Origin of the sequence: Polynucleobacter asymbioticus (assembly GCF_018687575.1) — a bacterium.
Classification (GTDB): Bacteria; Pseudomonadota; Gammaproteobacteria; order Burkholderiales; family Burkholderiaceae; genus Polynucleobacter; species Polynucleobacter asymbioticus_C.
On sequence record NZ_CP061297.1, the window covers coordinates 1,647,105 to 1,661,651 of the forward strand.

At 47.2% G+C, this 14,547-nt stretch carries 15 protein-coding genes and 1 other RNA gene; 7 read left to right on the plus strand and 9 right to left on the minus strand.

Features of this window, described 5'->3' with window-relative positions:
- The first annotated feature begins 20 nt into the window (after window positions 1-20).
- Genes AOC19_RS08260 through ruvB form a run of 5 tightly spaced genes read left to right on the plus strand, consistent with a single transcriptional unit; the run spans window position 21 to window position 4,130 of the window.
- Complete coding sequence (locus AOC19_RS08260; RefSeq protein ID WP_215375891.1) at window positions 21-260, plus strand: helix-turn-helix domain-containing protein; 240 nt, start codon at window positions 21-23, stop codon at window positions 258-260.
- A gap of 48 nt (window positions 261-308) precedes the next feature.
- On the plus strand, window positions 309-1,889 hold the full coding sequence (gene purH / locus AOC19_RS08265; RefSeq protein ID WP_215375894.1) for a bifunctional phosphoribosylaminoimidazolecarboxamide formyltransferase/IMP cyclohydrolase: 1,581 nt from the start codon (window positions 309-311) through the stop codon (window positions 1,887-1,889).
- Window positions 1,890-1,895: 6 nt separating this feature from the next.
- On the plus strand, window positions 1,896-2,417 hold the full coding sequence (gene ruvC, locus AOC19_RS08270) for a crossover junction endodeoxyribonuclease RuvC (RefSeq protein ID WP_215375896.1): 522 nt from the start codon (window positions 1,896-1,898) through the stop codon (window positions 2,415-2,417).
- Between the two features lie 26 nt (window positions 2,418-2,443).
- A complete protein-coding gene (ruvA, locus tag AOC19_RS08275) occupies window positions 2,444-3,028 on the plus strand; it encodes a Holliday junction branch migration protein RuvA (protein ID WP_215375898.1) in 585 nt (194 codons plus the stop codon).
- A 31-nt stretch (window positions 3,029-3,059) separates the two neighbouring features.
- Entirely contained in the window at window positions 3,060-4,130 is a 1,071-nt protein-coding gene (ruvB, locus tag AOC19_RS08280; RefSeq protein ID WP_215375901.1) for a Holliday junction branch migration DNA helicase RuvB, read from the plus strand.
- Window positions 4,131-4,133: 3 nt separating this feature from the next.
- Here the strand turns inward: ruvB and tyrS are convergent, their stop codons facing one another.
- Window positions 4,134-5,366, minus strand: a complete 1,233-nt coding sequence (gene tyrS, locus AOC19_RS08285) for a tyrosine--tRNA ligase (protein ID WP_215375903.1) — start codon at window positions 5,364-5,366, stop codon at window positions 4,134-4,136.
- 101 nt (window positions 5,367-5,467) lie between these two features.
- Between tyrS and AOC19_RS08290 the strand changes: the two genes are divergently transcribed.
- Window positions 5,468-6,598, plus strand: coding sequence for an anhydro-N-acetylmuramic acid kinase (locus tag AOC19_RS08290; RefSeq protein WP_215375906.1), 1,131 nt, complete (start codon window positions 5,468-5,470; stop codon window positions 6,596-6,598).
- Window positions 6,599-6,616: 18 nt separating this feature from the next.
- On the opposite strand, the gene erpA is transcribed toward AOC19_RS08290, so the two are convergent.
- The 4 genes from erpA to rplM all read right to left on the minus strand — a co-directional run bounded on the left by erpA (window position 6,617) and on the right by rplM (window position 9,090).
- Complete coding sequence (gene erpA / locus AOC19_RS08295) at window positions 6,617-6,994, minus strand: iron-sulfur cluster insertion protein ErpA (RefSeq protein ID WP_215375908.1); 378 nt, start codon at window positions 6,992-6,994, stop codon at window positions 6,617-6,619.
- Between the two features lie 83 nt (window positions 6,995-7,077).
- Window positions 7,078-8,136 (minus strand): N-acetyl-gamma-glutamyl-phosphate reductase, encoded by a 1,059-nt coding sequence (argC, locus tag AOC19_RS08300; protein WP_215375911.1) that lies wholly within the window; start codon window positions 8,134-8,136, stop codon window positions 7,078-7,080.
- 114 nt (window positions 8,137-8,250) lie between these two features.
- Entirely contained in the window at window positions 8,251-8,652 is a 402-nt protein-coding gene (gene rpsI / locus AOC19_RS08305) for a 30S ribosomal protein S9 (RefSeq protein WP_015422033.1), read from the minus strand.
- A 9-nt stretch (window positions 8,653-8,661) separates the two neighbouring features.
- Entirely contained in the window at window positions 8,662-9,090 is a 429-nt protein-coding gene (gene rplM, locus AOC19_RS08310) for a 50S ribosomal protein L13 (protein WP_015422034.1), read from the minus strand.
- A 419-nt stretch (window positions 9,091-9,509) separates the two neighbouring features.
- Here rplM and AOC19_RS08315 point away from each other — a divergent pair, with 419 nt between their 5' ends.
- On the plus strand, window positions 9,510-9,935 hold the full coding sequence (locus AOC19_RS08315) for an OsmC family protein (RefSeq protein ID WP_215375914.1): 426 nt from the start codon (window positions 9,510-9,512) through the stop codon (window positions 9,933-9,935).
- A gap of 12 nt (window positions 9,936-9,947) precedes the next feature.
- Here the strand turns inward: AOC19_RS08315 and rnpB are convergent.
- The 4 genes from rnpB to AOC19_RS08335 all read right to left on the minus strand — a co-directional run bounded on the left by rnpB (window position 9,948) and on the right by AOC19_RS08335 (window position 14,538).
- Window positions 9,948-10,254: RNase P RNA component class A (gene rnpB, locus AOC19_RS08320), an RNA gene on the minus strand.
- 67 nt (window positions 10,255-10,321) lie between these two features.
- Entirely contained in the window at window positions 10,322-11,380 is a 1,059-nt protein-coding gene (gene pyrC, locus AOC19_RS08325; protein WP_215375918.1) for a dihydroorotase, read from the minus strand.
- A 2-nt stretch (window positions 11,381-11,382) separates the two neighbouring features.
- A complete protein-coding gene (locus AOC19_RS08330; RefSeq protein WP_215375920.1) occupies window positions 11,383-12,705 on the minus strand; it encodes a glycerate kinase type-2 family protein in 1,323 nt (440 codons plus the stop codon).
- Between the two features lie 9 nt (window positions 12,706-12,714).
- Window positions 12,715-14,538 carry an ABCB family ABC transporter ATP-binding protein/permease gene (locus AOC19_RS08335; RefSeq protein ID WP_215375923.1) on the minus strand — a complete coding sequence of 608 codons (1,824 nt, stop codon included), beginning with the start codon at window positions 14,536-14,538 and terminating at the stop codon, window positions 12,715-12,717.
- Window positions 14,539-14,547 lie beyond the last annotated feature (9 nt).

Genomic DNA, 14,547 nt, shown 5'->3' on the forward strand with positions numbered 1-14,547 from the left:
TCTAGTTATTTAATTTACCCATGACCAATAAGCACCCCATCACCGAATGTATTGAGACCCAACTCCAAGGTTATTTGAATGATCTCAAAGGAACACCCCCGTCTGACTTGTACCAAATGGTTCTCGCAGTCGTTGAGAAGCCCATGCTTGAATTAGTAATGCAACATGCAAAGCAGAATCAATCTTTGGCAGCGCAATATCTCGGCATCAACCGTAATACCTTGCACAAGAAACTGGTTGAACACCAGCTTTTGAAGTAAGTAGATCCCATTCGCAAATTCTTGATTAATTACACCTTCTGAAAAAATATGATCCGCACAGCCCTACTCTCTGTTTCCGATAAAAATGGCATCGTGCCGTTCGCTAAAGCCCTTCATGAGCAAGGTGTCAAGCTGATCTCTACTGGCGGTACCGCAAAACTCCTGGCTGAAAATAATTTGCCCGTAGTGGAAGTATCTTCACTTACCAAGTTCCCGGAGATGTTGGATGGCCGCGTAAAGACCTTGCATCCCATGGTTCATGGTGGCTTATTGGCTCGCCGAGATTTCCCTGAGCACATGGCTGCTTTGAAAGAACATGGCATCGATACGATCGATATGCTCGTGATCAACCTCTACCCATTTAATGAAACAGTGGCTAAAGCAGATTGCTCATTTGAGGATGCAGTTGAGAACATCGATATTGGTGGTCCAGCGATGTTGCGTGCCGCTGCCAAAAACCATCAAGATGTGACCGTACTCATTTCACCAGAAGATTACGCACCTGTACTCGAAGAAATGAAAGCCAATAAAAATGTAGTTTCTTATAAGACCAATTTGGGTCTGGCTAAAAAAGTATTTGCCCATACCGCCCAATACGATGGCGCGATTGCAAATTATCTATCTGCATTAGGTGATGACCTCGATCACAAGAAACGATCTGCCTATCCAGAAACGCTGCACCTTGCCTTTGAAAAAGTGCAAGAAATGCGCTATGGCGAGAACCCACACCAATCAGCAGCTTTCTACAAAGACATTTATCCAGTTGATGGTACGCTTGCCAACTACAAACAATTACAAGGCAAAGAGCTCTCCTACAACAATATTGCCGATGCTGACTCTGCCTGGGAATGTGTCAAAAGCTTCACCGGTAATGCTGGCGGTGCTGCAGCGTGCGTCATCATCAAGCATGCGAACCCTTGCGGTGTAGCTGTTGCTGCCAATGCCCTCGAGGCCTATCAAAAGGCATTCAAAACAGATCCGAGCTCAGCCTTTGGCGGAATTATTGCCTTCAACGTGCCATGTGATGGCGCCGCAGCTGAAGCGATTTCAAAGCAGTTTGTAGAGGTATTGATTGCGCCAAGCTTTAGCGCTGAAGCAAAAGCCATCTTTGCCGCCAAACAAAATGTACGTCTCTTAGAGATTCCTTTAGGTACTGCATTTAATACTTTTGACTTCAAACGTGTTGGCGGTGGCTTGCTCGTTCAATCTCCTGATGCGAAGAACGTCCTTGAGAACGAAATGCGCGTTGTCAGTAAGCGCCTCCCAACTCCAAGCGAAATGCACGACATGATGTTTGCATGGCGCGTTGCCAAGTTTGTAAAGTCCAATGCGATTGTGTATTGCGCTAACGGTATGACTCTCGGTATTGGCGCTGGCCAAATGAGCCGCGTAGACTCCGCACGTATGGCTAGTATTAAGGCTGAGAACGCAGGTTTAAGCCTCAAAGGCTCTGCAGTAGCTAGTGATGCCTTCTTCCCATTCCGCGATGGTTTGGATGTGGTTGTGAATGGTGGTGCAAGCTGCGCTATTCAGCCTGGTGGCAGCATGCGTGATGATGAAATCATTGCGGCAGCTGATGAGCACGGCATCGCCATGATCTTTACTGGCACACGTCACTTTCGTCACTAAGCACTTATGCGCTGGATAGGAATCGACCCAGGTCTTCGAACAACGGGTTTTGGCGTCATTGATGTTGATGGCCAAAAACTGAGCTACGTAGCCTCTGGGACGATTGAAAGCGGTGACCCAGACCAAGGTCTTCCTGTGAGATTAGGAATCTTGTACTCAGGCATTAAAGAGGTTCTAGAGACCTACCAACCAGAGCAAGCAGCTATCGAAGAAGTGTTCCTGAACGTCAATCCTCGTTCTACCCTGATGCTGGGTCAGGCTCGAGGTGCAGTGATTGCAGCCCTCGTATCCGACAAACTCCCTGTTGCAGAGTTCAGTGCACTCAGAGTAAAGCAGTCCATCGTAGGAACCGGTAGAGCTACCAAGCCTCAAGTTCAAGAAATGGTGAAGCGTTTACTCCGTCTAAGCCGTGCTCCCGGCACCGATGCAGCCGATGCTTTGGGAGTAGCCATTTGCGCTGCGCATCATGCCCAGATTCCGAAAGTAATTACCGCAGCTCTTGCACCCAAAAAGACTAGCAAGAAATAACAATACAAACAGGTTAAGATCTTTACATGATTGGTCGCATACAAGGCATTCTCGTTTCAGTTCACCCTCCTCGCCTCTTGGTAGATTGCCAAGGCGTTGGCTATGAGATCGATGTGCCAATGAGCACCCTGTATCAACTCCCAGAGACCAATCAAAAAATTACGCTTCTCACGCACTTCCAAGTTCGTGAAGATGCGCAACAGCTCTTTGGCTTTGCCACTGAAACAGAGCGTGAAGCATTTAGACAATTGATTAAGATTAGCGGTGTCGGCTCACGCACTGCCCTTGCCGTACTTTCTGGCATGAGCGTTAACGAATTGGCTCAAGCCATTACTATGCAAGAAGCAGGACGCCTGACTCAAGTCCCCGGCATTGGTAAAAAGACTGCTGAACGTCTTTGCCTAGAACTCAAAGGCAAGTTGGCCCCAGATTTAGGAATTGTTGGCGGCAAACCTCAAGCGATTGAAGCAAGCAGTGAAGTTTTGCAGGCCCTCTTGGCGCTGGGTTATTCAGAAAAAGAAGCGCATCTTGCCCTCAAACAAATACCGCCCGATACCACTGTATCGGATGGTATCCGCATGGGCCTCAAATACCTCTCGAAGTCTTCTTAACTAGTCACCCAAACACCACTACACTTGCAGTATGGCAATCCACACAGAAGACCTCAGCTCAATTCCTGAAGATTTACCGGAAGGCAATGACCGCATCGTTAGCGGTGCAGCCGGAAACTCGGAAGCCGTCTTCGAAAGAGCTTTGCGCCCAAAACAGCTTGATGAGTATGTTGGCCAAACTAAGGCGCGTGCCCAACTAGAGATCTTCATTACTGCAACTCGAGCTCGCCAGGAAGCGCTCGATCACGTACTACTCTTCGGACCTCCAGGTCTTGGTAAAACCACCCTAGCGCACATCATTGCTAGAGAGCTTGGTGTGAACTTACGCCAAACTAGCGGCCCTGTTCTCGATAGACCGGGTGATCTCGCTGCATTGCTGACCAATTTAGAAGCAAACGATGTGCTCTTTATTGATGAGATTCATCGCCTCTCTCCAGTGGTGGAGGAGATTCTGTACCCAGCGCTAGAGGACTACAGCCTAGACATCATGATTGGTGAAGGTCCTGCAGCGCGCAGCGTCAAAATTGATCTCAAGCCCTTCACGCTTATTGGCGCAACAACACGTGCCGGCATGCTCACCAATCCACTGCGTGATCGCTTTGGCATTGTGGCAAGACTGGAGTTCTACACCACTGAAGAGCTCACCAAAATTATTACGCGTTCTGCCAGCTTGCTAAAAGCCGATATTGACCCAGAGGGATCAATTGAGATTGCGAGGCGTGCTAGAGGCACTCCACGTATCGCTAATCGCCTATTACGTCGAGTGCGCGACTACGCCGAAGTCAAAGGCACGGGCACCATTACTAAAGAAATGGCCGATGCCGCATTAAAAATGCTCGATGTCGATCCAAGTGGTTTTGATGTGATGGACCGTAAATTACTCGAAGCCATCTTGCATAAGTTTGATGGTGGCCCCGTAGGAATTGATAACTTAGCAGCTGCAATTGGTGAAGAGCGCGACACCATTGAGGATGTCTTAGAACCTTATCTGATTCAACAAGGCTATCTACAAAGAACCTCACGTGGCCGAGTGGCAACACGCCAAGCCTATGAGCACTTTGGCCTCACCCCACCTAGCGGCTCTGCTAGCCTCGATATTTGAGATCTAGCTCAGCGTAACCTTGGCAAACTTACGCTTGCCTACCTGCACTACGTAAGTGCCAGCTTCAACCTTCAATTGCTTATCAGCAACTGTTACACCATCAATCTTCACACCGTTTTGTTCGATGTTGCGATTGGCTTCTGATGTTGATGGAGCTAAGCCGGCTACTTTCAGAAGATTGGCGATTTGCATTGGCGCTCCAGTGAGAGTTACTTCTGGAATATCGTCAGGTACACCACCTTTAGCGCGGTGATTAAAGTCTTCCAATGCTTTTTCTGCAGCAGCTTGCGAATGAAAGCGTGCAACGATTTCTTGTGCGAGTAGCACTTTGCAATCTTTAGGATTTCTGCCGGCAGCCACTTCTTGCTTCATTAAATCAATTTCAGCCATCGGGCGGAATGAGAGCAAGGTGAAGTAATCCCACATTAATTCATCGGAGATACTCAAGAGCTTGCCAAACATTTCGCCAGCAGGCTCGCTGATGCCAATGTAATTGCCTTTGGACTTACTCATCTTGTCTACGCCATCCAAACCAACAAGGAGGGGCATAGTCAAAATACATTGTGGTTCTTGGCCATACTCACGCTGGAGCTCGCGCCCAACTAAGAGATTAAATTTCTGATCAGTACCACCAAGCTCCAAGTCGCTCTTCAAGGCAACAGAGTCATAGCCCTGCATTAGCGGATATAAGAACTCATGCACAGAGATAGGCACACCGTTACGGTAGCGCTTGGTAAAGTCATCGCGCTCTAACATTTGGGCAACGGTATATCGCGCTGCCAACTGAATCATGCCGCGTGCACCCAGAGGATCGCACCACTCGCTGTTGTAACGGACTTCCGTTTTAGCAGGATCAAGCACCATACTAGCTTGACGATAGTAGGTCTGCGCATTGACAGCGATTTCTTCAGCCGTCAGTGGTGGACGGGTTGCATTACGTCCCGAAGGATCACCAATCATGCTGGTGAAGTCACCAATCAAGAAAATGACCGTATGACCCAAATCTTGTAACTGACGTAACTTGTTCAAAACAACGGTATGGCCTAAATGGATATCAGGTGCAGTTGGATCCAAACCCAACTTAATACGCAAAGGCGTACCTGTAGCTTGGCTCTTGGCTAACTTCTGAATCCAATCCGTCTCGACCAATAACTCATCACAACCCCTTTTGGTTACTTCAAGGGCTGCAAAAACTTCAGGAGTCAGTGGGTATTTTTGTTCTGGTTTAGCCGTCATGCTGATTGGGTTAGCTTAGTGACTTACTTAGTCGGTTAAATTAGTATTTAGATTGCTAAAGCATAATTGTCGCATTCCTGAGAACAAAGCCCTGATACTGCATGAATAAGCCTCAATCCCTCTATATTGGCCTGATGTCTGGCACTAGCCTAGATGGGATCGATGCCGTGCTGGCAAAGATTGAAGCCTCCGGGGCAGCATACCTTCTAGGCTCCGTAAGCACCCCCTTTAGTCCGGAGTTGCGCAAAGCACTTGCCGACCTACAAAGTCCCGGACCAAACGAAATTCACCGGGAGAATCAGGCTGCTAATGCCTTGGCAGTAGCCTATGCGGATGCAGTTAAGCAATTACTTACTCAGGCCAAGCTATCCCCTGCAGATATCAGCGCAATTGGTGCCCATGGTCAGACCATTCGTCACCAAGCTGATCTTGCTCATCACTTAGCTTATACGCACCAAACCCTCAATCCAGCCCTATTAGCGGAGCTCGCTGGCATTGATGTCATCGCAGACTTTAGAAGTCGTGATTTAGCAGCAGGCGGTCATGGTGCGCCTCTAGTGCCAGCCTTTCATGCGCAACAATTTTCTACAGATAAAAATATCGCCGTGCTCAATCTTGGCGGCATTGCTAACCTGACGCTATTACCCAAAGAGGGTGAAGTGAGGGGCTTTGATTGCGGCCCCGGCAATATGTTGATGGATGCCTGGATTGCGGATCAACAAGGACACACCTTTGATGAGAACGGCACTTGGGCATCACAAGGCAAGGTCAATCAAGCGCTGTTATCACGAATGATGGCCGATGCATTTTTTGCAAAAGCTCCGCCAAAAAGCACGGGGCGTGATGACTTTCATCTAGAGTGGTTGCAAAAGCAAATTGGCTCGGACAACATCAATGCCGAAGATGTCCAAGCCACCCTCTTGCAATTAACTGTGGACTCAGCCCTGCAAGCCTTGGAGCGCTACGCCCCGCAAACCCAGACATTCATTATCTGTGGTGGTGGTGCGCGCAATAGCGCATTACTCAATTTATTTAAATCTAGAGCTGAAATCTTATTTACGAACAAACTTGAGATTGTTACCAGTGATGCGCTTGGCATTGACCCACAACTAGTCGAAGGCCTTGCATTTGCATGGCTTGCATGGGCCCATAAAGAAAAACAGCCAGCAAATTTGCCAGCCGTTACGGGAGCGAAGGGTCCTAGAATTCTAGGCGCTTGCTACCCTGCGTAGTTAAATTAACTTTTCTCTTTATGCAGAGAAAGAAGAGCCGCAACCACAAGTAGTTTGGGCATTAGGATTCTTAATCACAAACTGTGAACCATTGATGTCTTCTTTGTAATCAATCTCAGCGCCAACTAAATATTGGAAGCTCATTGAATCTACCAATAAAGTCACACCATTTTTTTCAAAGAGCGTGTCATCTTCATTCACAGCATCATCAAATGTGAAGCCATACTGAAATCCTGAGCAACCACCACCTTGAACAAACACGCGCAGTTTTAATTCAGGATTGCCTTCTTCAGCAATCAAGTCAGCCACTTTTGCAGCAGCGCTATCCGTGAACACCAATGGAACTGGTGGCTCGGCTAAATCTTGTACAGTATCTTGCGTAGCTAATTGGGTCATGATTTACTCCTAATTCAAAAGGCAATGATTCATTTTAGGCTTTTAATTCCAAGTGTGCTGAAGGGTCTTTCCAGCACGCCTGATTATGGTGAAACGGCGATCTGTGTCAATCCAGTGGTCTCAGGTAAGCCAAACATCAGGTTCATACACTGAACACCCTGGCCCGAAGCACCCTTCACCAAATTATCCTCAACTACCAAAATAACCAAAGTATCACCATCTCCAGGACGATGAATAGCAATCCTTAAGCCATTACTACCCCTTACAGAGCGTGTTTCTGGATGACTACCAGCCGGCATCACATCCACAAAAGGCTCACCTTTGTAGAAACCCTCATACAGCTTTTGGAAATCCACCTTCATTCCCGCCTCAGTCAAGCGCACATACAAGGTTGAATGAATCCCTCTAATCATTGGTGTCAAATGCGGCACAAAGGTCAAACCAATCTGGTCGTGACCAGCGATAGCCTTCAATCCTTGGACGATTTCTGGAAGATGGCGATGGCCTTTAACGCCATAAGCCTTAAGGTTATCACTGGACTCTGACAACAAGGTGCCAATCTCCGCCTTACGGCCAGCACCAGATGTGCCCGACTTCGAGTCAGAAATAATATGGGTGCCATCAATCAATTGCTTACCACCAGTAGACTTTGGTGAAAGCAATGGCGCAAGACCCAACTGAACTGAAGTTGGGTAGCAACCCGCTAAACCTACTACGCGGGCTTTTTTAATTTCTTCCCGATTGATTTCAGCTAAACCATAAACTGCTTCAGCCAAAATTTCTGGGCAGCCGTGCTCCATACCGTACCACTTCGCAAATTCTTTGATGTCCTTTAAACGGAAGTCAGCTGCGAGATCCAAAATCTTCACGTTATTTGCAAGCAGCTCTTTGGCTTGTGCCATTGCTACGCCATGTGGTGTTGCAAAGAACACTACATCGCACTCATTTAGCTTGGCTTCATCTGGTGTCGTGAATTTGAGATCAATCCGGCCACGTAAAGAGGGGAACATCTCAGCCACTGGCATGCCAGCTTCCGTGCGGGAAGTAATTGCCTGAATTTTGACTTCGGGGTGCTGCGCTAACAAACGCAGTAATTCCACTCCGGTATATCCAGTGCCGCCAACGATGCCAACTTTAATCATGCCATTCTCCAAAATACCGACAGATGAATTTTATTTCTTGAATACCTAGATTGTAGAAACAAAAAGGGCCGCTTGCGCGACCCTTTCGATAAAACTTTAAGCGACTGAAAGAAATTAGCGCTTGCTGAACTGCTTACGACGACGCGCGCCATGCAGACCAACTTTTTTACGCTCAACTTCACGGGCATCGCGAGTTACCAAACCTGCTTTAGACAGAGTTGGCTTCAAAGCGTTGTCGTAGTCGATCAATGCACGAGTAACACCGTGACGAACTGCACCAGCTTGGCCAGTTTCACCGCCACCGCTAACGTTTACTTTGATATCAAAGGTAGTTAGGTGGGCTGTGAGAGCCAAAGGCTGACGAGCGATCATGCGTGATGTTTCGCGAGCAAAGTAAGCATCGATAGGTTTACCGTTAACAGTAATCTCACCTTTGCCAGATTTAATGAATACACGTGCTACAGAGCTCTTGCGACGACCTGTACCGTAATTCCAATTTCCGTAATTAATAGCCATTTGGTTTCCTTAAATCTCTAACGCTTTTGGCTGTTGAGCCGCATGCGGATGACTGGCATCGCCATAGACTTTTAATTTCTTAATCATGGCATAACCTAGTGGGCCTTTTGGCAACATACCCTTCACAGCCTTCTCTAAAGCGCGACCTGGGAAACGATCTTGCATCTTGTCGAAGTTAGTCGAGCTAATACCACCTGGGTATCCGCTGTGACGGTAATAAATTTTGTTCAAGCCTTTTGTGCCTGTAACACGCAGCTTAGAAGAGTTGATGACAACAATGAAGTCGCCGGTATCAACGTGTGGGGTGTATTCAGGCTTGTGCTTGCCGCGTAGACGGAGTGCCACTTCACTGGCGACACGACCGAGGACTTTGTCCGTAGCGTCAATCACGAACCATTCATGCACTACCTCATGGGATTTTGCAGAAAAAGTTTTCATGATTTCTCAAATTGTTATAGTCAAAAAAATTACCCCAACCAAACTACGTCCACCTTGGCCCTGCTTATGTTTGCAAGCTCGCAGATTCTGTAATTCACTTGGTACAACAAATCACCGCTGACTGGTTCGGTAATTCAGTAAAGCCTTGAATTGTAACCCAAAAAAAACCCAGGAACGAGTCCTGGGTTGGAATCCACCTATGTTTAAGTGGAGGAGACACTGGGAGGCACATCGATCTCTTATATAAGACTGACTGCCAATATGGTTATTCTACACAAAAAATATGGTGCAACGCAAGAATATTGACCAAAATCAATTTTTTGATGTTTTTTAGCAAAACTAGCCTCAAAACTAAGCATCGCCATTATTGGTAAACTATTGATAATATTGATTAATTTACTGATTTAGGGGTCACTAACATGGAATGTCGAGTATCTTGGTTGGGTAATGGCGGAATGGCATTTTCAGCAGAAACTGGGAGCGGCCATCAAGTCACCATGGATGGCCCACCAGAGGCTGGAGGGAAAAATAGCGCCCCAAGGCCCATGGAGCTGATTTTGGCCGGCACTGGCGGTTGCTCTGCCTTCGATGTCGTGTTAATCCTTCAAAAGGCACGTCAAGAGATTAGCGCCTGCGATGTCAAACTGACCGCCGAGAGAGCTGAGATTGAGCCCAAGGTATTTACCAAAATTAACCTGCATTTCACCGTGAAAGGTAAAAATCTCGATTTAAGCAAGGTTGAGCGCGCAGTGAAGCTATCTCATGAAAAGTACTGCTCCGCGACAACGATGCTCGCCAAAACAGCTGAGATTACTTATTCCATTGACGTCCTGAACGACGCATAAGTATTGAGAAAAGTGCAGAGTCAATCGATAAGCCGGATTCTGTCGCCCAGATTTGCATCTAGGGGCAATCATTCCTCTAGGCCGGCAGTTACCTGACGGCTCAAGCTCCCTACCCGCAGACTCAGCGGGACGCCTCATCGCCTGCTTACTTGGGATTGCTCCAGGTGGAGGTTACCGCGTTTCACCGTAACTAAATACGCTCGTCTCTGTGGCCCTATTCCTCACGTCACCGTGGATGGCCGTTAGCCATCACCCTTCCCTATGGAGTCCGGACTTTCCTCCCCCTCAATAAAGAGGCGGCGATTGCCCAATTGACTCTGCGCCTGCAGTCTAACGCAGTCGCAGAAATTTAGTTTAAAAAGTAAATTGTGGGGCTGTTGAAATACTTAAGCCAATGTCCAAGCGATAGTCTCACCAGCGCGCAGCGGCACGATCGTGGCATCACCCAAGGGTAGCTCTTTTGGAATACTTTGCGCCTGCTTCACCAAGGTAATTTTCTGGGTGTTGCGTGGCAAAGAATAAAAATCCGGTCCAAAGAAACTGGCAAAGCCCTCAAGCTTATCTAGCTTAGCAACACTCTCAAATGCCTCAGCATATAAACCAAGCGCATTAAAGGCGCTGTAACAACCAGCACAACCACAAGCGGCCTCTTTTGCACCCTTGGCATGTGGCGCACTATCAGTACCTAAGAAAAATCGCGGGCTGCCACTGGTTGCTGCTTCTAGTAAAGCAACGCGATGTTCTTCACGCTTGAGTACTGGCAAGCAATAATTGTGCGGACGAATGCCACCAGAAAAAATCGCATTGCGATTCATGAGCAAATGTTGCGGAGTAATAGTTGCAGCTATTGTATTTTTTCCAGCAGTTTGTGAATCACGCACATAGTGTGCAGCCTGCTTAGTAGTGATGTGTTCAAACACGATTTTGAGATCAGGAAAATCCTTACGCAAAGGCTCGAGTACTTGATCAATAAATACTGCTTCCCGATCAAAGATATCAATCTCAGCACTGGTCACTTCACCATGCACTAACAATGGCATACCAACAGACTGCATCGCCTCAAGTGCACCATAGCAACGCTTGATATCACTCACACCAGCATCGCTATTGGTTGTGGCGCCAGCAGGATAAAGCTTAAATCCAATAATGCCAGCACCTTTTGCCTTACGTACTTCATCCGCTGAAGTGTTATCCGTGAGATACAAGGTCATTAATGGAGTAAAGGTAGTCACACCTAAAGATTGAAGGTTAGCTTCAATGCGACCGCGATATGCATTTGCCAAATCAACTGTCGTTACTGGTGGCTTTAAATTTGGCATGATGATGGCTCGCGCAAATTGGCGTGCAGTGTCCATCAGGACATCCTTCATGACTTCGCCGTCACGAATATGTAAATGCCAGTCATCTGGCTGAATCAGTTGAATTTTTGCTGGGCTATTGGTCATAATTAATTATCAAGCAAGATGATGCGGAAATCATTCACATTTGTCAGTGTAGGGCCAGTTTCCACCAAAGCATCTAATTGCGCAAAAAAACCGTAGCAATCGTGCTGATTCATATAGCGAGATGGAATTAAGCCTTGCTCATTAGCAAGCTGGCGGATCTCGGGGCTAAACCACGCACCAGCATTCTTTTCACTACCATCGATACCATCGGTGTCAGCAGCTAGAGCAGAAATATTAGTAATATCTGAGGAGGCTGCAAACAATGAAAGTAAATATTCGCTGCAACGACCACCGCGGCCTTTAACTCCATTCGGAATCGTGACGGTGCACTCGCCACCTGAGATAAGGGCGATGGACTTGCCATTCTTGACCGGCGAATGCTGACGTGCCAAGGCAGCTTGTTCGATACCCACATCCTGAGCTTCACCAGTAATGGTGTCACCCAAAATTACTGGCTCGTAACCTTGTGTGCGAACATATTCCGCTGCAGCCTCGAGACTCTTGTAAGCAGTGGCAATCACATGATTACTAACTTCAGTATTTTGCAGGTCAGACTCTTTTAAGGTTTCTGGGACTTCACCAGTAACACCGCGCTGTAAGTGAGCTAAAACAGATCCTGGAATTGCGTCAGCACCTAAGCGATGTTTGGCCAAAATATCCAAGGCATTCTGGTAAGTCGAATAATCTGCAGCACAAGGACCGCTGGCAATATCAGCTGGCGCATCTCCGGTGACATCAGAAATCAGCAAAGCCTCAACTCGAGCACCTCGTGCAATCGCCAGTCTTGCTAAATTACCACCCAGAATTGCTGACAAGTGCTTACGCACCACATTCATTTCTTCGATCGGTGCACCAGAACGCAAGAGCGCCTCAGTAGTCTTACGCATATCCTCAATACTGATGCCAGCTTGAGGCAAAGTGAGCAAACTAGACCCACCTCCTGAAATCAAGGCAATCAGAATGTCACCGGCCTGTAACTCGCCCACCAAACGATAGATTTCTTGAGCGCCATCCATGCCCGCTTGATCTGGCACAGGGTGACCCGCTTCAATAATCTGAATCTGACTAGTTGACGAATTGTGCCCATATCGAGTCAGCACTACCCCCTCAAGAACTGCATGAGGCCAATGGCTGTTTGCATAAGACTCTAGAGCAGTTGCCATAGATGCACTCGCCTTACCTGCGCCTACTATCAAACACTTTCCGCTCGGCTCTGAACCTAGTGGAAATATCTTACTGAGATATGCAGGGATAATTTTCTTTGGATCCGCAACTGCCAAAGCTGCTGCAAAGGCATTTTTGAGAATGGTTTCTTGCTGGCTCATGCAGATATTCTAATCAAGAGCGCTTCGCTCTTGCATCTGCCACATCTCAGCATATCGACCATTAGCAGACAGCAGCTCAGCATGCGTTCCGCGCTCAATAATCTGACCATGATCCATCACTAAAATTTGATCCGCATGGACAATCGTAGAAAGCCTGTGGGCAATGATCAAAGTGGTACGGTTCTTTGCGAGGCCAAGTAGCTCCTCCTGAAAGGCTCGCTCTGTTTTAGAGTCTAGCGCCGATGTTGCCTCATCAAAAATGAGCATCGCCGGCTTTTTCAGCAAGGTACGTGCAATCGCAACGCGCTGCTTCTCACCGCCAGATAACTTCAAGCCACGTTCACCCACTTGGGTGTCATAACCATCTGGAAGATGCTTGATAAAGCGATCGATCTGAGCGGCTCTAGCAGCCTCATGCACCTCTTCAATCGAAGCATCGGGATTGCCATAAGCAATGTTATAGCCAATCGTGTCATTAAACAGCACCGTATCTTGTGGGACGATACCAATCGCCTTACGCAGGCTTGATTGAGTCACATCCACAACATTTTGATCATCAATCAGAATCTTGCCAGACTGAACATCATAAAAACGAAATAGTAGCCGAGCCAAAGTACTCTTGCCTGCACCGCTCTGGCCTACGACTGCCGTAATCGTTCCCGCAGGAATATTAAAGCTCACATCCTTCAAAATTTCACGCTTAGCATCGTAATGAAATGAGACATTCTCAAAACGCACATCGGGTCCACGACCTTGATTGCTGATCAGCAGAGGCTTTGCGTTGGGTGCATCAGCAATCTCTTTCTCAGTATTAAGAAGCGAGAACATGCGATCCATATCCGTTAGGGCCTGTTTAATCTCACGATAAATCACCCCTAAGAAATTCAATGGAATGTACAACTGAATCATTAAGGTGTTCACCAGGACTAAGTCACCCAAGGTCATAGAACCATCAATCACACCCAAGGTCGCACGCCAAAGTATAAGAACTAAACCGACTGCAATAATGGTTTGCTGCCCAAAATTCAGGACTGCTAAAGATTTCTGAGATTTAACAGCGGCGGCTTGATAGCGCAGTAAATTCTGATCGTAGCGACTCGCTTCAAATGCCTCGTTACCAAAATACTTGACTGTCTCAAAATTCAATAGCGAATCAATTGCTTTTTGATTGGCCTTGGAATCCATATCGTTCATGGTGCGACGGAAATGGGTTCGCCATTCGGTAACAACAACCGTAAACGCAATGTAGAGTACTAACGCGACCAGGGTAATGATGGCAAACCAAATATCGTATGCATAGGCCAAGAAACCAAGCACCAAACAAAATTCAATTAGGGTTGGAAGAATGCTGTAAAGCGAATAGGAGATCAGAGACTGGATGCCACGGGTACCACGCTCAATATCTCGACTAACTCCGCCAGTCTGACGGGCCAAATGGAAGCTCAGAGCCAAGGAATGTAAATGCTCAAAAACCTGGAGTGCTACTTTACGCACCGCATTTTGGGTGACGCGTGCAAAAAGAGATTCACGCAACTCAGTAAAAATTGAAGCGGAGATTCTTAAAAGGCCATAGGCCAATATCAATCCAGCGGGTACTACTAGCAAAGCTTGCGGAGAATCTGCCTTGATATTGAGAGTATCAATTAATTGCTTCATCAAAATCGGAATACCGAGGTTGGTAACCTTGGCAGCCACCAAACATGTCAGGGCAATCGCAACCCTAAACTTATATTCAAGTAGATAGGGAAGTAAATCGCGAATGACTTTCCAATCACTTCCCTGTGAAGGTTTAGAAGCTGCTGCCGAATGATGATGCCCTGATGAATGTCTCATCGCTCTATC

Excerpts from the sequence above, each read along its gene's own strand:
- ruvC (WP_215375896.1), top strand. The coding sequence starts at position 1,896 with ATGCGCTGGATAGGAATCGACCCAGGTCTTCGAACAACGGGTTTTGGC.
- ruvB (WP_215375901.1), top strand. The coding sequence starts at position 3,060 with ATGGCAATCCACACAGAAGACCTCAGCTCAATTCCTGAAGATTTACCG.
- AOC19_RS08290 (WP_215375906.1), top strand. The coding sequence starts at position 5,468 with ATGAATAAGCCTCAATCCCTCTATATTGGCCTGATGTCTGGCACTAGC.
- argC (WP_215375911.1), bottom strand. The coding sequence starts at position 8,136 with ATGATTAAAGTTGGCATCGTTGGCGGCACTGGATATACCGGAGTGGAA.
- AOC19_RS08330 (WP_215375920.1), bottom strand. The coding sequence starts at position 12,705 with ATGAGCCAGCAAGAAACCATTCTCAAAAATGCCTTTGCAGCAGCTTTG.
- purH (WP_215375894.1), top strand. The coding sequence starts at position 309 with ATGATCCGCACAGCCCTACTCTCTGTTTCCGATAAAAATGGCATCGTG.
- tyrS (WP_215375903.1), bottom strand. The coding sequence starts at position 5,366 with ATGACGGCTAAACCAGAACAAAAATACCCACTGACTCCTGAAGTTTTT.
- AOC19_RS08335 (WP_215375923.1), bottom strand. The coding sequence starts at position 14,538 with ATGAGACATTCATCAGGGCATCATCATTCGGCAGCAGCTTCTAAACCT.
- pyrC (WP_215375918.1), bottom strand. The coding sequence starts at position 11,380 with ATGACCAATAGCCCAGCAAAAATTCAACTGATTCAGCCAGATGACTGG.
- erpA (WP_215375908.1), bottom strand. The coding sequence starts at position 6,994 with ATGACCCAATTAGCTACGCAAGATACTGTACAAGATTTAGCCGAGCCA.
- rpsI (WP_015422033.1), bottom strand. The coding sequence starts at position 8,652 with ATGGCTATTAATTACGGAAATTGGAATTACGGTACAGGTCGTCGCAAG.
- ruvA (WP_215375898.1), top strand. The coding sequence starts at position 2,444 with ATGATTGGTCGCATACAAGGCATTCTCGTTTCAGTTCACCCTCCTCGC.
- AOC19_RS08260 (WP_215375891.1), top strand. The coding sequence starts at position 21 with ATGACCAATAAGCACCCCATCACCGAATGTATTGAGACCCAACTCCAA.
- rplM (WP_015422034.1), bottom strand. The coding sequence starts at position 9,090 with ATGAAAACTTTTTCTGCAAAATCCCATGAGGTAGTGCATGAATGGTTC.
- AOC19_RS08315 (WP_215375914.1), top strand. The coding sequence starts at position 9,510 with ATGGAATGTCGAGTATCTTGGTTGGGTAATGGCGGAATGGCATTTTCA.